General features: G+C 71.3%; 19 protein-coding genes. 15 read left to right on the top strand and 4 right to left on the bottom strand.

The annotated features are described in order from the left end of the window. Positions 1-8: 8 nt before the first annotated feature. The 7 genes from ACFC79_RS03360 (at position 9) to ACFC79_RS03390 (ending at position 7,640) form a co-directional block, all read left to right on the top strand. Positions 9-1,778, top strand: a complete 1,770-nt coding sequence (locus tag ACFC79_RS03360; protein ID WP_376234510.1) for an ABC transporter substrate-binding protein — start codon at positions 9-11, stop codon at positions 1,776-1,778. 142 nt (positions 1,779-1,920) lie between these two features. Beyond that, on the top strand, positions 1,921-2,922 hold the full coding sequence (locus ACFC79_RS03365) for an ABC transporter permease (RefSeq protein WP_376234512.1): 1,002 nt from the start codon (positions 1,921-1,923) through the stop codon (positions 2,920-2,922). Further along, positions 2,919-4,016: an ABC transporter ATP-binding protein gene (locus ACFC79_RS03370; protein WP_376234514.1), complete on the top strand. Its 1,098-nt coding sequence runs from the start codon at positions 2,919-2,921 to the stop codon at positions 4,014-4,016. Before ACFC79_RS03365 ends, ACFC79_RS03370 begins: the two co-directional genes overlap by 4 nt. Positions 4,017-4,030: 14 nt before the next feature. After that, positions 4,031-5,320: a dipeptide ABC transporter ATP-binding protein gene (locus tag ACFC79_RS03375; protein ID WP_376234516.1), complete on the top strand. Its 1,290-nt coding sequence runs from the start codon at positions 4,031-4,033 to the stop codon at positions 5,318-5,320. 18 nt (positions 5,321-5,338) lie between these two features. Then, positions 5,339-6,010: a trimeric intracellular cation channel family protein gene (locus ACFC79_RS03380; RefSeq protein ID WP_376234518.1), complete on the top strand. Its 672-nt coding sequence runs from the start codon at positions 5,339-5,341 to the stop codon at positions 6,008-6,010. A 120-nt stretch (positions 6,011-6,130) separates the two neighbouring features. Further along, positions 6,131-6,994: a thioesterase family protein gene (locus ACFC79_RS03385; protein ID WP_376234520.1), complete on the top strand. Its 864-nt coding sequence runs from the start codon at positions 6,131-6,133 to the stop codon at positions 6,992-6,994. Positions 6,995-7,166: 172 nt separating this feature from the next. Beyond that, entirely contained in the window at positions 7,167-7,640 is a 474-nt protein-coding gene (locus ACFC79_RS03390) for a carboxymuconolactone decarboxylase family protein (RefSeq protein ID WP_376234522.1), read from the top strand. Between the two features lie 125 nt (positions 7,641-7,765). Here the strand turns inward: ACFC79_RS03390 and ACFC79_RS03395 are convergent, their stop codons facing one another. Further along, on the bottom strand, positions 7,766-8,416 hold the full coding sequence (locus ACFC79_RS03395) for a TetR family transcriptional regulator (protein WP_376234525.1): 651 nt from the start codon (positions 8,414-8,416) through the stop codon (positions 7,766-7,768). Between the two features lie 117 nt (positions 8,417-8,533). On the opposite strand from ACFC79_RS03395, the gene ACFC79_RS03400 reads away from it, so the two are divergent. The 3 genes from ACFC79_RS03400 (at position 8,534) to ACFC79_RS03410 (ending at position 10,530) form a co-directional block, all read left to right on the top strand. After that, on the top strand, positions 8,534-8,695 hold the full coding sequence (locus ACFC79_RS03400; protein WP_376234528.1) for a hypothetical protein: 162 nt from the start codon (positions 8,534-8,536) through the stop codon (positions 8,693-8,695). Between the two features lie 70 nt (positions 8,696-8,765). Next, on the top strand, positions 8,766-9,182 hold the full coding sequence (locus ACFC79_RS03405) for a DUF4190 domain-containing protein (RefSeq protein WP_376234531.1): 417 nt from the start codon (positions 8,766-8,768) through the stop codon (positions 9,180-9,182). Between the two features lie 178 nt (positions 9,183-9,360). Next, positions 9,361-10,530, top strand: a complete 1,170-nt coding sequence (locus ACFC79_RS03410; protein ID WP_376234534.1) for a cysteine desulfurase family protein — start codon at positions 9,361-9,363, stop codon at positions 10,528-10,530. Between the two features lie 114 nt (positions 10,531-10,644). Here the strand turns inward: ACFC79_RS03410 and ACFC79_RS03415 are convergent, their stop codons facing one another. Beyond that, complete coding sequence (locus ACFC79_RS03415; RefSeq protein ID WP_376234537.1) at positions 10,645-11,340, bottom strand: N-acetylmuramoyl-L-alanine amidase; 696 nt, start codon at positions 11,338-11,340, stop codon at positions 10,645-10,647. 61 nt (positions 11,341-11,401) lie between these two features. Between ACFC79_RS03415 and mnmA the strand changes: the two genes are divergently transcribed. After that, positions 11,402-12,529, top strand: a complete 1,128-nt coding sequence (gene mnmA / locus ACFC79_RS03420; RefSeq protein WP_376234540.1) for a tRNA 2-thiouridine(34) synthase MnmA — start codon at positions 11,402-11,404, stop codon at positions 12,527-12,529. A 124-nt stretch (positions 12,530-12,653) separates the two neighbouring features. Here the strand turns inward: mnmA and ACFC79_RS03425 are convergent, their stop codons facing one another. Both ACFC79_RS03425 and ACFC79_RS03430 read right to left on the bottom strand, forming a co-directional pair. Continuing rightward, positions 12,654-13,457, bottom strand: coding sequence for an alpha/beta fold hydrolase (locus ACFC79_RS03425; protein WP_376234543.1), 804 nt, complete (start codon positions 13,455-13,457; stop codon positions 12,654-12,656). Positions 13,458-13,567: 110 nt separating this feature from the next. Then, positions 13,568-13,903: a DUF427 domain-containing protein gene (locus ACFC79_RS03430; protein ID WP_376234545.1), complete on the bottom strand. Its 336-nt coding sequence runs from the start codon at positions 13,901-13,903 to the stop codon at positions 13,568-13,570. Between the two features lie 118 nt (positions 13,904-14,021). Between ACFC79_RS03430 and ACFC79_RS03435 the strand changes: the two genes are divergently transcribed. The 4 genes from ACFC79_RS03435 (at position 14,022) to ligA (ending at position 18,676) form a co-directional block, all read left to right on the top strand. Next, entirely contained in the window at positions 14,022-14,561 is a 540-nt protein-coding gene (locus ACFC79_RS03435) for a TIGR00730 family Rossman fold protein (protein WP_376234548.1), read from the top strand. A gap of 51 nt (positions 14,562-14,612) precedes the next feature. Beyond that, the gene (locus tag ACFC79_RS03440; RefSeq protein ID WP_376234551.1) at positions 14,613-15,302 is read left to right on the top strand and encodes an SDR family oxidoreductase; all 690 of its coding nucleotides are present in this window, start codon (positions 14,613-14,615) and stop codon (positions 15,300-15,302) included. Positions 15,303-15,427: 125 nt separating this feature from the next. Beyond that, entirely contained in the window at positions 15,428-16,453 is a 1,026-nt protein-coding gene (locus ACFC79_RS03445; protein WP_376234554.1) for a methionine synthase, read from the top strand. A 30-nt stretch (positions 16,454-16,483) separates the two neighbouring features. Then, positions 16,484-18,676 (top strand): NAD-dependent DNA ligase LigA, encoded by a 2,193-nt coding sequence (gene ligA, locus ACFC79_RS03450; protein ID WP_376234557.1) that lies wholly within the window; start codon positions 16,484-16,486, stop codon positions 18,674-18,676. The last annotated feature ends 85 nt before the right edge of the window (positions 18,677-18,761 follow it).

Here is an 18,761-nt window from a genome sequence, read left to right on the forward strand (position 1 = left end):
GCGAGAAAATGTCCACAGTTTCCACGAAACGACGGCTCACCGCTGGTGCGGCCCTCGTGGTCGCGGCGCTGATGACCACCACGGCGTGCGGCGGCGACGGCGACAGCGGCGACAGCAAGGCGAAGGCCGCCGGCTACAACGCGGCGTTCAACAAGATCGCCAACCCGTCCGCCAAAAAGGGCGGAACGCTGAAGATGGTCGGCAAGCAGGACCTGGACTCCGCCGACCCGCAGCGTGCCTACTACGGCATGGCGTGGGACTTCATGCGCTTCTACACCCGCCAGCTGGTCACGTACGACACCAAGCCGGGCGTCGCCTCCACCAAGCTGGTCGGCGACCTCGCCACCGGTCCCGGCGTGATCACGGACGGCGGCAAGACGTACACCTACAAGCTGCGCGAGGGGCTCACCTGGGAGGACGGCTCCAAGCTGACCTCCAAGGACGTCAAGTACGGCATCGAGCGCGTCTGGGCGACGGACACCATCACCGGTGGCCCGCAGTACCTGAAGCAGACGCTGGACCCGAAGGGCGAGTACAAGGGCCCGTACAAGGACTCGTCCCCGGACAAGCTCGGCCTGAAGGCGATCGAGACGCCCGACGACAACACCATCATCTTCAAGCTGCCCAAGCCCAACGGTGACTTCGAGCAGTTCCTCGCCATGCCGTCCGGCTCGCCGGTGAAGGCGTCGGAGGACACCAAGGCCAAGTACACCCAGCGGCCGTTCTCCTCGGGCCCGTACAAGTTCGAGTCGTACAAGCCGAACAAGAGCATCGTCCTGGTCCGCAACGACAAGTGGCAGAAGTCCTCGGACCCGGTCCGCGCCGCGCTCCCGGACAAGATCACCGTGACGATCTCCGCCAACCTGGAGGAGAACGACAAGAAGCTGATGGAGGGCGACTACGACGTCGACCTCAACGGCACCGGCATGACCCAGTCCGGCCGGGTCACCGCCATCCAGAAGCACAAGGACAGCGTCGACAACATGCAGACGTCCTTCGTCCGCTACGTCGCGCTCGTCCACACCGCGAAGCCGCTCGACGACGTGCACTGCCGCAAGGCGGTCTTCTACGCCACGGACTTCGCCGCCCTGCAGCAGACCCGCGGTGGCGAGATCGCCGGTGGCGGGATCGCCAACAGCACCCTCCCGGCCTCCATCAAGGGTCACAGCGACTACGACCCGTACGGCGTCCTCGCCCGCAAGGGCAAGCCGGACGTGGCCAAGGCCAAGGAGGAGCTGAAGCAGTGCGGTCACCCGGACGGCTTCTCCACCAAGCTCACCGCCCGCAACAACAACCCGGGTGAGGTCGACACCGCCGAGGCGCTCCAGGCGCAGCTCGGCAAGGTCGGCATCAAGATCTCGGTCGACGCGATCAACGGTACCGAGGTGGCCAGCATCACCGGTTCGCCCTCCGTCGTGAAGCAGCGCGGCTACGGCATGACGATGAGCGGCTGGGGCCCGGACTTCCCGTCCGGCCAGGGCTACGGACAGCCGCTGTGGGACAGCCGGTTCCTCTCGGAGACCGGTAACTACAACGAGTCGCAGCTCAAGGACCCGAAGATCGACAAGCTCTTCGACGACGCGATCGCGCAGACCGACCCGGAGAAGGCCGGCGCGATCTACCAGCAGCTCGACAAGCTGATCCTCGACCAGGCCGACTGGCTGCCGTTCATCTACGAGAAGAACATCACCTGGCGCGGCAACCGGCTCACGAACGTCTACATGTCCGACGCCTACAACGGCCGTTACGACTACGTCTCGCTCGGCGTCGTCAAGTAGTCGCTGTAGTCAACAGCACCCGCAGTCGACCCCGTCGACTGCCAAACCGCCGCCGAAACCCGCCAGTCCGAAGGGCAGGTGATGGCCGGGGCGGTGGCCGGGAGCCCCACGAGGGATTCCGGCCACCGCCGGGCCGCGCACAGTGCTTGCTTATCTCATCCGGCGCCTGTTCGCCGTAGTCATCATGGTGCTCGTCGTACTGCTCGCGACCTTCACCATCTTCTTCATGCTGCCCAAGTGGGCGGGTCAGGACGTCGCAGTCCTCTTCGCCGGCAAGGCATCCGGTGCCGAGCAGCTCGCGGGCATCCGGATCAAGCTGGGGCTCGACGAGCCCCTTCTCGTCCAGTTCTGGGACTTCGTCAAGGGCATCCCGATGGGACGCGACTACGCGAACGGTGACGACATCACCCACTGCGCCGCGCCCTGCTTCGGTTACTCCTTCCGCACCGAGGTGCCGGTCTGGACCACCCTCAAGGACGCCCTGCCGGTCACCGGCGCGCTCGCCGCCGGCGCCTGCGTGCTGTGGCTCATCGGCGGTGTCGCCACCGGTGTCGTGTCCGCGCTGAAGCGCGGCACCATCTGGGACCGGGCCGCGATGACCACCGCCCTCGGCGGCGTCTCCCTGCCGATCTTCTTCACCGGCATGGTCGCGATGGGCCTCTTCGTGCACACCCTCGGCTGGGTGCACATCGCCGACAACCTCTCGACGGACGACGGCATCGGCGTCTGGTTCCAGACCCTGGTCCTGCCGTGGATCGTGCTCGCCTTCCTGAACGCCGCCATGTACGCCCGCCTCACCAGAGCCACCATGCTCGACGTGCTCGGCGAGGACTACATCCGCACCGCGCGCGCCAAGGGCCTGGGCGAGGGCACCGTCATCACCCGGCACGCGCTGCGTTCCGCGATGACGCCGATCCTCACCGTCTTCGGCCTGGACATCGGCGTGCTCCTCGGGGGCGCCGTCCTCACCGAGTCCACGTTCAACCTGCCCGGTCTCGGGCTCGCGGCCGTCCAGGCCATCAGCGACAAGGACCTGCCCGTGATCCTCGGCGTCACGCTGTTCGCGGCGCTCGCGATCGCCCTCGCCAACCTCGTCGTCGACATTCTGTACGCCGTCATCGACCCGCGAGTGAGGCTGGGATGACCGAACTGCACAAGAGCGGTGCCGCGCTGGGCGAGCCCACCGACCACTCGCCCGCCCCCACCGCGTTCCTGGACGTGCGCGACCTCAAGGTGCACTTCCCGACCGACGACGGTCTGGTCAAGTCCGTGGACGGGCTCAGCTTCACGCTGGAGAAGGGCAAGACCCTCGGCATCGTGGGCGAGTCCGGCTCGGGCAAGTCCGTCACCTCCCTCGGGATCATGGGCCTGCACACCGCCGGCCAGTACGGCAAGCGCAAGGCCCGGCTCTCCGGCGAGATCTGGCTGGACGGCAAGGAACTGCTGTCCGCCGACCCCGACGAGGTGCGCAGACTGCGCGGCCGCGACATGGCGATGATCTTCCAGGACCCGCTGTCCGCGCTGCACCCGTACTACACGATCGGCAAGCAGATCGTGGAGGCGTACCGCGTCCACCACGACGTGGACAAGAAGACCGCCCGCAAGCGTGCTGTCGAGATGCTCGACCGGGTCGGCATCCCGCAGCCCGACAAGCGCGTCGACAGCTACCCGCACGAGTTCTCCGGCGGGATGCGCCAGCGCGCGATGATCGCGATGTCGCTGGTCAACAACCCCGAGCTGCTGATCGCCGACGAGCCGACGACCGCACTGGACGTCACCGTCCAGGCGCAGATCCTCGACCTGATCCGCGACCTGCAGAAGGAGTTCGGCTCCGCCGTCATCATCATCACCCACGACCTGGGCGTGGTGGCCGAGCTCGCCGACGACCTGCTGGTGATGTACGGCGGGCGCTGCGTCGAGCGCGGACCGGCCGAGAAGGTGTTCTACGAACCCCGCCACCCCTACACCTGGGGTCTGCTGGGCTCGATGCCGCGCCTCGACCGCGACCAGACCGACCGGCTCATCCCGGTCAAGGGCTCCCCGCCGTCGCTCATCAACATCCCGTCCGGCTGCGCCTTCAACCCGCGCTGCCCGTACGCGGACGTGCCCAAGGACGACGTCACCCGCACCGTACGGCCCGAGCTCCAGGAGGTCGGCAGCCGGCACTGGGCGGCCTGCCACATGTCGCAGGAGCAGCGGGAGCGTATCTGGACCGAAGAGATTGCGCCCAAGCTGTGAGCGAGGAAAAGGCAGTGACGAGCCAGGACAAGGGTGTGGACGTTCCCGGGCAGCGGGCCGCCGGGGACGCGGCATCGGCGGGCGGGGACACCTCCTCCCGCGAGGTGCTGCTGAGGGCGACCGGGCTGCAGAAGCACTTCCCCATCAAGAAGGGGATGCTCCAGCGCACCGTGGGCGCCGTGAAGGCGGTCGACGGGATCGACTTCGAGGTGCACTCGGGCGAGACCCTCGGCGTCGTCGGGGAGTCCGGCTGCGGCAAGTCGACGATGGGCCGGCTGATCACCCGACTCCTCGAACCCACCGCGGGGAAGATCGAGTTCGAGGGACAGGACATCACGCACCTCGGCGTCGGGGCGATGCGCCCGATGCGCCGGGACATGCAGATGATCTTCCAGGACCCGTACTCCTCGCTGAACCCGCGGCACACGATCGGCACGATCGTGGGCGCCCCCTTCAAACTCCAGGGCGTCACGCCCGAGGGCGGCGTCAAGAAGGAGGTGCAGCGGCTGCTGGAGGTGGTGGGCCTCAACCCCGAGCACTACAACCGCTACCCGCACGAGTTCTCCGGCGGCCAGCGCCAGCGCATCGGGATCGCCCGCGCGCTCGCGCTCAAGCCCAAGCTCGTCGTGGCGGACGAGCCGGTGTCGGCGCTGGACGTCTCCATCCAGGCGCAGGTGGTGAACCTGCTCGACGACCTCCAGACCGAGCTGGGCCTCACCTACGTGATCATCGCCCACGACCTGTCGGTCGTCCGGCACGTCTCGGACCGGATCGCGGTGATGTACCTCGGCAAGATCGTGGAGCTCGCCGACCGCGAGGCGCTCTACAAGGCGCCGATGCACCCGTACACCAAGGCGCTGCTCTCGGCCGTCCCGATCCCGGACCCGAAGCGCCGGTCGGCCAAGAGCGAGCGCATCCTGCTGAAGGGCGACGTGCCGTCGCCGATCTCGCCGCCCAGCGGCTGCCGCTTCCACACCCGGTGCTGGAAGGCGACGGAGACCTGCAAGACGCAGGAACCGCCGCTGGTGGCGCTGCGGACCGGGCACCAGGTGGCCTGCCACCACCCGGAGAACGCGGCGGACCAGGTGCCGGGGGAGACGGTGACGGCGGCGGCGCGCGAGGCGATCGAGATCGTCTCGGTGGAGAAGCCGGGAGCCGACGAGGCATCGGCATCGGCCACGGACGAAGGCGCCGCGCCCGAGACCCCGGCGCCCGAGGCCCCGGCGTCCGAGGCCCCGGCGTCCGATGCCCCTTCGTCCGGGACGACGTCGTCCGATACGCCGGAGGTCGGTCCGAAGGAGTAGTACCGGCACAATTGCCCGGTGCTCAACGAACTGTTCACGCCCTCCGTCCAGCACGCGCTCGACATCGCCGGGATCTTCGTCTTCGCGATCTCCGGCGCACTGCTCGCCGTACGCAAGAACTTCGATGTCTTCGGCATCGCGGTTCTCGCCGAGGTGACCGCGCTGGGCGGGGGGCTGCTCCGTGACATCGTCATCGGGGCGGTCCCGCCCGCGGCGTTCACGGACCTCGGCTACTTCACCACCCCGCTGCTCGCCGCCGCCCTGGTCTTCTTCCTGCACCCGCACGTCGAGCGGATCCAGGTGGGCGTCAACGTCTTCGACGCGGCCGGCCTCGGGCTGTTCTGCGTCACGGGCACGGTCAAGGCGTACGGCTACGGCCTCGGCCTCACCGCGTCGGCCGCGCTCGGGCTGGCGACCGCGGTCGGCGGCGGCGTGCTGCGCGACGTCCTGGCCAACGAGGTGCCGTCGCTGCTGCGCTGGGACCGCGACCTGTACGCGGTGCCCGCGATCGTCGGCGCCGCCATGATCGTGCTGTGCATCCGCTTCGACGTGCTCAACGCCCTCACCAGCGGCGCCGCGGTGATCGTGACGTTCGTGCTGCGGCTGCTCGCGATGCGCTACCACTGGCGGGCCCCGCGCGCCTACAACCGGCGGTCGTCGACGGCCGAGGAGGGGTCCGCGGCCACCTGAGAGCGGCCCCGGCGACGGCGGGACGGGCCGGGAGTGGCGAGGCCGGGTGCGAGGTCGCCCGGTTCCCGGCCGACCAAAAAAGCTACCGCTCAGTAATACTGTCGGTGTACCGTGCATCGCATGGCACAGGCAGCTGAGGCAGCGCTCACCGCGCAGGCAATCATCGGGGACAGCGAGTTCGACCGCGACACCGCCGTCGTCCTCCGCGAGGAAGGCGTCTACGACGCCGAACTCTCCGCAGGATGGACGATCATGCGCGCGGTCAACGGCGGCTATCTGCTGGCCATGCTCGGCCGCGCGCTCGGCGAGGCCCTGCCCCATCCGGACCCCTTCTCGATCTCCGCGCACTACCTCACGGCGTCCGTGCCCGGACCCGCGGTGATCCGTACCCGCACCGTCCGCACCGGGCGCACGCTCTCGACCGGGCAGGCGTCCCTCTACCAGTTCGCGGACGACGGCACCGAGATCGAGCGCATCCGCGTCCTCGCCACCTACGGGGACCTGGACTCCCTCACCGACGATGTCCGCACCTCGGCGAAACCGCCGGCCATCCCGCCGGCCATGCACTGCCTCGGCACGGGCGACGGCCCGACCCCCATCGCCGGCGGCTCCGCCATCACCGAACGGCTCGACATCAAGCTCGACCCGGAAACGGTGGGCTGGGCCGTGGGTGCTCCGTCCGGCAAGGGGGAGATGCGCGGCTGGTTCGGTCTCGCGGACGGCCGCGACCCCGACCCGCTCTCGCTGCTGCTCACCGTCGACGCCCTGCCGCCCACCTCGTTCGAGCTGGGCTTCCGGGGGTGGACGCCGACCGTGGAGCTCACCACGCACATCCGCTGCCGCCCCGCCCCGGGCCCGCTGCGCGTCTCCCTGACCACCCGCAACTTCGCGGGCGGCTTCCTGGAGGAGGACGCGGAGGTCTGGGACAGCGCCGACCGGCTGGTGGCCCAGTCCCGCCAGTTCGCCCGGGCGCCGCGCTCCTGACGCGTGGTCCGCCCCGCCCTCGCCCTCGATGGGTGAGGGCGGTCGGGCGCGGGTGCGACCGTCACCGGGTTCGTGCCCGCCGTGAGGTGCGGGCCACATCCCGCTCGTGTCACATCTGCCCGGCGGCTTCCGTCAGAGAGGTGTCATCGCCCGTCACGGCAAGGAGGACACCATGGAAGCGCGCCTGAAGCTCTTCACCAACCCGGTCGCCACCGGATTCCTGAAGCACCTCGTCTCCGCGGGCACATCGGTCGCGGACGCGGCACTCCCGGCCTCGACGCGGGAGCTGGTGCTGCTCCGCGCCAGTCAGATCAACGGCTGCGGCTTCTGCGTCGACATGCACAGCAAGGACGCCGTGCACGCCGGGGAGGCATGGGAGCGCCTCAACCTGGTCGCCGTCTGGCGCGAGGCCACGGTGTTCACGGACGCCGAGCGTGCCGCGCTGGAGCTCGCGGAGCAGGGCACCCGCATCGCCGACGCGGCCGGGGGGGTCAGCGACGAGGTCTGGGCCGACGCCGCCGAGCACTACGACGAGGACCAGCTCGCCGCGCTGGTCGCGTTCATCGCCCTGATCAACGCCTTCAACCGTCTGAACGTCATCACGCAGCAGCCCGCCGGCGGCTACCGGCCCGGCCTGCTCGGATAGCGAGGGGGTGCGGCCGGGGCCGGCAGTGGTCCCGGCACCGGCACCTGAAGGTCGTGGGGCCCGCCGGACGTCCGTCGTCCGGGACGGAGGGTGCGGTGTCGTGGGCGTCCGGGCCGGAGGTGCGGTCACGGGCGTCCGGGGCCGCCCGTGCCGTCCGTGTCGTCCAGCCAGTGGAGCCTGCCGAGCGTGATCAGCCTCAGCCGTCGGCGGGCCATCGCGAACACCTGCCGTTCGCCCTCCGGCCCCGCCTCCAGGAGTGCCGAGGTGGTGATCACCATGTGGTCGACGTAGAAGCCGCCCAGCATCAACAGGTCTTCCTCGCCCCAGCCCCGCGACTGCGGCTCCGCGGCGAGGGCGACCGCCACCTCGCGGCCGAACTGCCGCAGTTGGGCGGCGATGGCCTCCCGGACCGGTGCCACGCCGCCGTGCTGTTCGCGGGCGATGAAGCGGAAGTGGGCCGGCTGCTCGCGCACATGACGAGCTATCAGTTCAACGCTGCGTTCGAGCCGTTCGGAGCTGTCACCGGTGTCGTCGAGGACCGCGCCGATCATCCCGTGCAGACTTTCCAGCGCCTCCTCGACGAGTGCCACGCCGAGGGCGGCCGTGTCGTCGAAGTGCCGGTAGAAGGCGGTGGGGGTGACACCCGCGGCCCGGGTCACCTCGCGCAGCCCCAGGCTGCTGAGGCTCTGATGCTCCAGCAGTCCGAGCGCGGCGTCCAGCAGCCCCTGGCGGGTCCTCAGCTTCTGGGTCCGGCGGACGCCGTCGGTGTGACTCATGCCATTCAGTAAACAACTGTTCTCCTGAGTGGGGAAGGACGATGCGGGTCTAGACTGAGGAGTCAGTGAACAGTCGTAATCTCAAAGGCTCGTGAAGGGCCCGCAGAAAGGCTGAACATGATCGCCCTGGTCGCCGCCCTGCTCCTGCTCGGACTCGTGCTCGGAGCCGTGGTCCAGATTCCGCTTCCGCTGAGCTTCGCGCTCGCCGCCGTGATCGGCTGTTGGCTGCTGATCTTCGCCGTGCGGGAACGGGCCTGCGGCAGGCGAAGGCCCCGATGACCGCCGGTCCGGCCCCGGCGCGGCGGCCGAACCGCTCCCGACCACGCACAGGAACGAAGGAGCTCATGCCATGACCCTCACCACGCTCCTGCGATGCCCCGCCGCGGAGACCGGCGACGGTGCCGCCGACGAACCCGCCACCCGCAGCGACACCCACGGCGACACCGGACCCGGTGCCGGTGCGGAATCCGGGGTCGCAGCCGGGCCCCGGTCCGGTGGGCGCGGCAGCAGCGATGCCCGCGGAAGCCGCGAACGGGACGCCGACGCACTTGCCGTCGCCTCCTTCGTGCTCGGGCTCGTCGGCCTGCTGGTGATGAACATCCTGCTCGGTCCGGCCGCGATCGTCATGGCGGCCCTCGCGCTCGGCCGCTCCACCACGCGCCGCGGCCGTGCCCTGCTCGGGCTCGTGCTCGGCATCGCCGACCTCGTCGTGCTGGCCGTGCTGTTCACCGCCTCCGGCACCGTCTCCTGGAACTTCGCCGGCTGACGGGTGGGTCGTCCGGGGCGCCGGTTCCGGTCCGCGGCGCCGTCCCGTCGGCCCCGCCGGGTTCCGGATCGTCGTGCTCGGGCGGGCGACCCGTCCCGTGCGCGGACGCCGGGCAGCGGTGCGCCCGGGATACGCCCCGCCACGGGTGGGTGGGCGGGCTCGTAGAATCGGCCCCACCATGGCATACCTCGACCACGCCGCGACCACGCCGATGCTTCCCGAAGCGATCGCCGAGATGACCGCCCAGTTCGCCGTCGCGGGCAACGCGTCCTCGCTGCACGCCGCGGGGCGCCGGGCCCGTCGTACCGTCGAGGAGTCGAGAGAAACCCTCGCCGACGCCCTCGGCGCGCGCCCCAGCGAGGTGGTCTTCACCTCCGGGGGCACCGAGGCCGACAACCTCGCGGTGAAGGGCCTGTACTGGGCCCGCCGCGACGCCGAGCCGCGCCGCACCCGGGTGCTGGCCAGCCCGGTCGAGCACCACGCCGTGCTCGACGCCGTCGACTGGCTCGCCGAGCACGAGGGCGCGAACGTCGAGTACCTTCCCGTCGACCGGCACGGGCGCGTCCACGCCGATGCCCTGCGCGAGGCGATCCTCCGCGACCCGGGCGACATCGCGCTGGTCACCGTGATGTGGGCCAACAACGAGATCGGCACCGTCATGCCGGTACGTGAACTCGCCGACGTGGCCCGCGAGTTCGACGTCCCGATGCACGCCGACGCGGTGCAGGCGTTCGGGCAGCTGGATGTCGACTTCGCCCGGTCCGGGCTTGCCGCGATGACGGTGAGCGCGCACAAGATCGGCGGACCGTTCGGCATCGGCGCGCTGCTGCTCGGCCGCGAGTACACCCCCGTGCCCGTGCTCCACGGCGGCGGCCAGGAACGGCACGTCCGCTCGGGCACCCTCGACACGCCCGCCATCGCCGCGTTCGCCGTCGCGGGGCGCATGGCCGCCGACAACCGCGAGGAGTTCGCGCACAGGATCGGCGGGCTCCGGGACGACCTCGTCGCCGCGGTACGAGCGGCCGTCCCCGACGCCGTCCTCGGCGGCGACCCGGCGCCGGGCGGCAGGCTGGCCGCCAACGCACACTTCACCTTCCCGGGCTGCGAGGGCGACTCGCTGCTCCTGCTGCTGGACGCCCAGGGCATCGAATGCTCCACCGGTTCCGCGTGCACCGCGGGGATCGCCCAGCCCAGCCACGTCCTGCTGGCCACCGGCACCGAACCGGACCTGGCCCGGGGCACCCTGCGCTTCTCGCTCGGCCACACGTCGACCGAGCAGGACATCGACGAGGTGGCCCGCGCGATCGGTCCGGCGGTCGAGCGGGCCCGCACGGCGGGGCTCAGCTGAGCGGACCGCGACCGCCGGGCCGGAACGGCCCCCGTCCGGCCGGGGCCCGGGTCCCTGCCCGCCCCCCGGTCCCGGAACGCCCCGGGCCGCACTCCTACGAGGCCGGGCGGGCCGTCAGGCGGTGGACGTGCGCGCCGCCGCGCGGACCAGCTTCAGATACCGGTCCCAGTCCCAGTGCTTCCCGGGGTCGGTGTGGTCCGTGCCCGGGACCTCCACGTGCCCGACGATGTGCTCGCGGTCGACCGGTATCCCGTACCGCCCGCAGATCACGGCCGTCAGCCGGGCCGAGGCCCCGTACATCTCCGCGGTGAAATCCTGCGGCCGGTCCACGAAACCCTCGTGCTCGATGCCGACACTGCGCTCGTTGTACGACCTGTTCCCCGCGTGGAACGCCACGTCCAGCTCACGGATCATCTGCGCCACATGACCGTCCCGGCGTACCACGTAGTGCGCCGCCGCCCCGTGGCCCGGGTCCTGGAAGACCTTCACCGCGCTTTGATAGCTGCCCTGGGTGACATGGACGACGACCCGGTCGATCACGTAGTCGTCGGGGCGGTCGGCCCGCCGCCAGTTCGCCGAGGACGCCGCTATCCACTCGGCGCTCGCGTAATCCACCTCGCCGGGCTTCCGGGGCTTCTCCACCCCCGGCAGCCGCCACCAGGCCCGCTCCAGCTCGTCCCGTGCCAGCACGGCCGCGCCCGCCGCGGCGGCCGTGACGGCGGCGCCGATCAGCAGCCCGCGCCGACTGATGCCGTGCCCGGAATTCGCCGCCGCGGACGGCCCGCCGCCCGCCGACCCCTTGCTGCCCATGTGATCCCCAACGCATATCCGTGGGCGTTCGGTTCCCGCCGCCCCGTACCCTGGGAGAGCTATGACTCAGACTCCCCAGCGCCCCCTCCGTGTGCTCGCCGCCATGTCGGGCGGCGTCGACTCCGCCGTCGCCGCGGCCCGCGCCGCCGAGGCGGGGCACGACGTGACCGGTGTGCACCTCGCCCTCTCCGCGAACCCGCAGTCCTTCCGCACCGGGGCGCGCGGCTGTTGCACGATCGAGGACTCCCGCGACGCCCGCCGCGCGGCGGACGTCATCGGCATCCCGTTCTACGTCTGGGATCTGGCGGAACGCTTCCGCGAGGACGTCGTCGACGACTTCGTCGCCGAGTACGAGGCGGGTCGCACCCCCAACCCGTGCCTGCGCTGCAACGAGAAGATCAAGTTCGCCGCGCTGCTCGACAAGGCCCTCGCGCTCGGCTTCGACGCCGTGTGCACCGGCCACTACGCCACCGTTGTCCTGAACGAGGACGGCGGCCGTGAGCTGCACCGCGCCTCCGACATGGCCAAGGACCAGTCGTACGTCCTCGGTGTCCTCGACGAGAAGCAGCTCGCCCACGCGATGTTCCCGCTCGGCGACACCCTCACCACCAAGGACGAGATCCGCGCCGAGGCCGAGCGCCGCGGCCTGGCCGTCGCCAAGAAGCCGGACAGCCACGACATCTGCTTCATCGCCGACGGCGACACCCAGGGCTTCCTGGCGAGCCGCCTCGGCACCGCCGAGGGCGACATCGTCGACGAGGCGGGCACCAAGCTCGGCACCCACGACGGCGCGTACGGCTTCACCATCGGCCAGCGCAAGGGCCTGCGCATCGGCCACCCCGCCCCCGACGGCAAACCGCGCTACGTCCTGGACATCTCCCCGGTGAACAACACGGTCACGGTCGGTCCGGCCGAGGCCCTCGACGTCACCGCGCTCACCGCCATCAAGCCCCGCTGGTGCGGCACCGCCCCGGCCGGCCCCGGCACGTACACCGCCCAGCTCCGCGCCCACGGCGGCGAGACCGAGGTGACGGCGGAACTCGTCGACGGCACCCTGGACGTCACCTTCACCGAACCGGTCCGCGGCGTGGCCCCCGGCCAGGCGATCGTCCTGTACGACGGCACCCGCGTCGTCGGATCGGCGACCATCGCCACGACGGCGCGGCGGACCGCGGCGACGTCCGGCTGACCGGCCGGGCGCGACCGGCCGGACCGCCGCGGGGCGAGCGCCCCGGGTACCGCGCGGCCACGTCCGACCCCTGTACGGGCGTGACCGCTGTGCGGGTGTGACGGCGCGGGACGGAACCGCCGGGTCAGGAGGCCCGGCGCACCAGGTGTGCGTCCCCGGCGAAGAAGTCCGCCAGCACCGGGGCGATCGCATGCGGTGCCAGATCGCGGGTCTGGCCCGTCAGGGTGCGGTGGCGGGCGCGCGGGACGGCGTCCGCGAGGGCGCGGGTTGCCAGTCCGGCGCGGGCGGGACTGGAACCGCCGCAGACCACCAGGGTGCGCGCCCCGACGGCGGCGAGGCGCGCGGCCGGGATCGAGCCGTCACCGAGCAGCGCGTCGTCGTAGGCCAGGGTGTGCGCCGAGGACACCAGGCCGTGCCACAGCGGCGTGCGGCGCATCCGGGCGATCGTGTCGGTCGGCACGCCCGTCACGGAGAGGAACAGCTCCACGGCACCGGCCCGGTCCCCGGCGGAGAGCAACCGGTCCAGCCGAGCCGTGCAGCCTGCCTTGAAATGCGACCCCGCGGCGCCGGGGGTGTACGGCGGTTCGTACACCGCCAGCAGGTCGATCGGCACTCCGGCGGCCGCGGCCTCCAGGGCCAGCGCCCCGCCGGCCCCCACGCCGAACACCGAGGCGCTCCCGCCCGCCGCGGTCACCAGCGCGGCGAGGTCCTCGACCTCGCGCTCCACCGCGTACGGCCTGTCGTCGCCGCTGGCGCCGCGGCCGCGTCTGTCGTACGTGACCACGGCGAAACGCGGCGCGAGGAGGCGGGCCAGGGGCGCCTCGGTCTCCGCCGTGCTCAATGCCCCGCCGACCAGGATCACCGGCGGGCCTTCACCCCGGCGCCGATGAGCGATCACGGTGCCGTCGCGGGAGAGAGTCTTGTCCATGCGAGGGCAGACCGTGCCCGCGGGGCGAACTCATCGCTCCGGTCGAAGATTTTTTGCGATTCCTCGTTCCGGCAGGTGGCGGGCCGGAGGCGGCGGCCTCCCGGCCGCGGTCAGCCGCCGACGATCTCGGTGTCGTAGAAGCAGAAGTGGTCCTTGATCGCGGCGACGTCCGGCTTCGGCTCCGGATACGCCCAGACGAGATCGGGCGCGTCCGGCAACGACCAGTAGGAGGCGTCGCCCTTGAAGGGGCAGTGGGTCCGGGTGGCGGAGGGGGTCAGGAGTTCGGTACGGACGTCCTCGGGCGGGAGGTAGTGGCGGACCGGACAGCCGGTCTCGCGCAGCACGAGCGGGCGGCGGCTCTCGGCGAGCACCCGCCCGTCGCGGACCACCCGTACGTGCTCGGTGCCGCGCTCTACGGTGATGTGGTGTCCCTGTGTGGAGGTCATGTCCGGTTCAGCCGGGGCGCGGGCCGGTTTCTTCCCGTGCCCCGCCGCGTTCCCGTGCCGATGGCCGGAACCGGGCCCCATGGGCGGGGCTGTCGGTGCCTGCCTCTACGGTTGCCGCATGAACATCTGCGTCTTCCTCTCCGCCGCCGACCTCGACGACCGCTACACCCGCCCCGCCCGCGAATTCGCCGAACTGATCGGCAGGGGCGGGCACACCCTGGTCTGGGGAGGGTCGGAGAGCGGACTGATGAAGGTCGTCGCCGACGGCGTGCAGGAGTCGGGCGGACGGCTGGTCGGCGTGTCGGTCGACTTCCTCGCCGCGAAGGCCCGCACCAACGCCGACGAGATGGTGATCGCCCGCGATCTCGCCGAGCGCAAGGCGCTGCTCCTGGAGAAGGCCGACGCGATCGTGATCATGGTCGGCGGTACCGGGACGCTCGACGAGGCGACCGAGATCCTGGAACTGAAGAAGCACGGCAAGCACGACAAGCCGGTGGTCCTGCTGAACACCGCGGGCTTCTACGACGGGCTGCGCCAGCAGTTCCAGCGCATGGAGGACGAGGGCTTCCTGCCCGTCCCGCTCACCGACCTGGTGTTCTTCGCGAAGGACGGCGTGGGCGCCCTGGCCTACCTGGAGGAATGGTCCGGCCTGCAGTGACCCGACGGGCAAGGAGGCCGGGCGGCCCGGCGGGGTGAGAACATGGGTGCCATGCCCACCCATGTGATCACCGGTGCCGGTTCCGGCATCGGCGCAGCCGTCACCCGTCGTCTTCTGGAACGCGGCGACGAGGCCGTGCTGCTGGCCCGGGACGCCGCCCGTGCCAAGGAACTGGCGGTGCTCCACCCCGGTGCCCGCACGCTCGTCGGCGACCTCGGCAACCCGGACCGGCTGTCCTGGGCGTTCGCCCAGCAGGCGATGCCGGAGCGGGTCGACACGCTGCTGCACGTCGCGGGCGTCGTCGAACTCGGCTCGATCGGCGACCTCACGCCCAAGGCATGGCACTTCCAGCTCAACGCCAACCTTGTCGCACCCGCCGAGCTGACCCGGCTCCTCCTGCCGCAGCTGCGGGTCGCCCAGGGCCACGTCGTCTTCGTGAACTCGGGTGCCGGCCTCGCCGCGCACGCCGAATGGGGCGCGTACGCCGCGAGCAAGCACGGCCTGAAGGCGCTGGCCGACGCGCTGCGCCACGAGGAGCACGCGAACGGGGTCCGGGTGACCTCCGTCTACCCGGGACGCACCGCCAGCCCCATGCAGGCCAAGGTGCACCAGCAGGAGGGCAAGGAGTACGACCCCTCACGCTGGATCGACCCGGAGTCGGTCGCCACCACGATTCTGATGGCCGTCGACCTGCCGCGCGACGCGGAGGTCAACGACCTCACGGTGCGTCCCGGCCGCTGAGCCGGGAACACCGGGAGCCCGCTGCCTCCCGTTCCCGAGGCCCTTTGGGGCGTGTGCCGGACGTCCCCGGCCCCGCCCTCCGGGCGGACGACGCCGCTTTCGGCGCACGCCCTTAGGCTTCCCCCGTGAGCGAGACGAACAAGTTCAGCGATTGCCCGGCCACCGGGATCGGTTCCATGCCCGGCGGAGACGCGAGGGAGGCGGCGAAGACCGTCACCGGGTCCTTCGGGAACGGTGAGGGAGTGCCGTACCTGGCGGAACTCCCGGCCCGCGGACCCGGCGCGGACATGATCGGGCGGACCGTCGGGCTGCTCGTCGACCTGTACGGCCATGTGGAGCCCAGCGGCTGGCGGGTCAGCGACCGGCCCGGCCGGGACACCCGCCGGGCCAGGTCCTGGCTCGGCGAGGACCTCGACGCCCTGGAGGAGTTCACCCAGGGCTACGAGGGACCGCTCAAGGTCCAGGCCGTCGGCCCCTGGACGCTGGCCGCGGCGCTGGAACGGCGTGGCGGCGAGGCCGCCCTCGGCGACCCGGGCGCCTGCCGGGACCTGACGGCCTCCCTCGCGGAGGGGCTCCGCGCCCATCTCGCGGAGGTACGGCGCCGGATGCCGGGCGCCGACGTGATCCTCCAGCTCGACGAACCGTCGCTGACGGGTGTGCTGCGCGGACAGATCCGGACGGCGAGCGGCTACCGCACCCACCGGGCCGTGGACCGGCAGGTCGTGGAGGGCGCCCTGCGCGACGTCCTGGCCGCGGCCGGGGACGGGGCGACCGTCGTGCACAGCTGCGCCCCCGACGTGCCGTTCGCCCTGCTCCGCAGGGCCGGGGCCGACGGCATCTCGTTCGACTTCGGTCTGCTCACCGAGCGTGAGGAGGAGGCGATCGGGGAAGCGGTCGAGGGCGGCACCCGGCTCTTCCTCGGGGTGGTGCCGGGCACCGACCCGGCCTCGGGCGGATTGTCGGACCCGGGCGGTAGCGTCATGGGTGTCAGGACGCTGTGGCGCAGGCTGGGGCTGAATCCGGGGACGCTGAGGCAGTCCGTGGTGATCACCCCGTCGTGCGGGCTGGCGGGCGCCTCGCCCTCCTACGCGCGCGCCGCGCTCGCCCACTGCGCCCGGGCCGCGAAATCGCTCGCAGACAACCCTGAGTGACGGGGCAACGGGTAACGGGAGGACGAGACCATGGCCGGCGAACAGCAGACGACGGCGCCCGCGGAGGCCCGGGAGCGGCACGCGCTCCTCGCCGAGCAGATCGAGGAGCACCGCTTCCGGTATTACGTGAAGGACCAGCCGGTCGTGAGCGACGCCGAGTTCGACCGGCTGATGCGCGAGCTGGAGGGCCTGGAGGAGACGTACTCGCAGCTGCGCACGCCGGACTCGCCGACGCAGAAGGTCGCGGGTCCGTACCAGACGGAATTCACCTCCGTCGAGCACCGGGAGCGGATGCTGTCGCTGGACAACGCCTTCGACGACCTGGAGCTTGCCGCATGGGGCGAGCGGATCGCCAAGGACGTCGGTACCCCCGACCACCACTTCCTGTGCGAGCTGAAGGTCGACGGCCTCGCGGTCAACCTCACCTACGAACACGGGCGCCTGACCCGGGCGGCGACCCGGGGCGACGGGCGCACCGGTGAGGACATCACCCCCAACGTCCGCACGATCGCCGAGATCCCGCACCGGCTGAAGGGCGACCGGATCCCGGAGCTGGTCGAGATCCGCGGCGAGGTCTTCTTCCCGATGCACGCCTTCGAGGAGCTCAACGCCCGGCTCGTCGCGGCCGACGACAAGCCGTTCGCCAACCCGCGCAACGCGGCGGCCGGTTCGCTGCGGCAGAAGGACCCGAAGGTCACCGCCACCCGACCGCTGCACATGGTGGTGCACGGCATCGGTGCCCGCGAGGGCTTCGAGATCGACCGGCTCTCGCACGCCTACGAGCTGCTGCACGAATGGGGCCTGCCCACCGCGAGGCACAACCGGGTGGTGGACTCCCTCGACGGGGTACGGGAGTTCATCGCGTACTACGGGGAGAACCGGCACTCCGTGGAGCACGAGATCGACGGCGTCGTCGTCAAGCTCGACGAGATCCCGCTCCAGGGCCGGCTCGGCTCCACCTCGCGCGCCCCGCGCTGGGCGATCGCCTGGAAGTACCCGCCGGAGGAGGTCAACACCAAGCTGGTGAACATCCGCGTCGGCGTCGGCCGCACCGGCAGGGTCACGCCGTACGCGCAGGTCGAGCCGGTCGAGGTGGCGGGCTCCGAGGTCGAGTTCGCCACCCTGCACAACCAGAACGTGGTGAAGGCGAAGGGCGTCCTGATCGGGGACACGGTGGTGCTCCGCAAGGCCGGTGACGTGATCCCGGAGATCCTCGGCCCGGTCGTCGATCTGCGCGACGGCACCGAGCGGGAGTTCGTGATGCCGACGCACTGCCCGGAGTGCGGCACGGAGCTGAAGCCCATGAAGGAGGCGGACGTCGACGTCCGCTGCCCCAACGCGCGTTCCTGCCCTGCGCAGTTGCGGGAGCGCGTCGCCTATCTCGCGGGCCGCAAGAGCCTCGACATCGACCACTTCGGCTATGTGGCGGCAGCCGCGCTGACCAAGCCGCTGGAGCCCGCCGAGCCGCCGCTGCGCGACGAGGGCGACCTCTTCGGCCTTACCGTCGAACAGCTGCTGCCGATCCGGGCCTACGTCCTCGACCCGGACAGCGGACTGCCCAGGCGCGACCCGAAGACCGGCGAGGAGAAGACCGCCTGGGTCTTCGCCAACCAGCAGGGCGAGCCGAAGAAGAACGCCCTCGCCATGCTCGACGCCATCGCCGCGGCCAAGGAGGCGCCGCTGGCCAGGATCCTCACCGGGCTGTCCATCCGGCACGTGGGGCCGATCGCGGCCGCGGAGTTGGCGCGCCAGTTCCGGTCCATCGACCGGATCGACGAGGCCACCGAGCAGGAGCTGGTCGAGGCCGACGGGGTGGGGGCGATCATCGCCGCATCGGTGAAGCAGTGGCTGGCCGAGGACTGGCACCGGGAGATCCTGCGCAAGTGGCGGGAGGCCGGTGTCCGGATGGCCGACGAGGAGGCGGGGGAGGACACGGGACCGCGCCCGCTCGAAGGGCTCACCGTCGTCGTCACCGGCACCCTGTCCGGCCACACCAGGGATGGCGCGAAAGAGGCGCTCCAGAGCCGCGGGGCGAAGGTCACGGGCTCCGTCTCGAAGAAGACCTCCTTCGTGGTCGTCGGCGACAACCCCGGCTCGAAGTACGACAAGGCGATGCAGCTGAAGGTGCCCGTCCTCGACGAGGACGGCTTCACCGTGCTGCTCGAACAGGGGCCCGATGCCGCACGCGAGTCGGCCGTCCCCGTCGAGGAACCGACGGAATAGGACAAGTCGCCGTCAACTGTCCGGCCGGCCGGGACGGATGGCCGCCGGAACGGACCGTCGGGGGCGGGGCATCGGGGGCGGGTCG

The organism is Streptomyces sp. NPDC056061 (assembly GCF_042266885.1).
GTDB lineage: Bacteria > Actinomycetota > Actinomycetes > Streptomycetales > Streptomycetaceae > Streptomyces.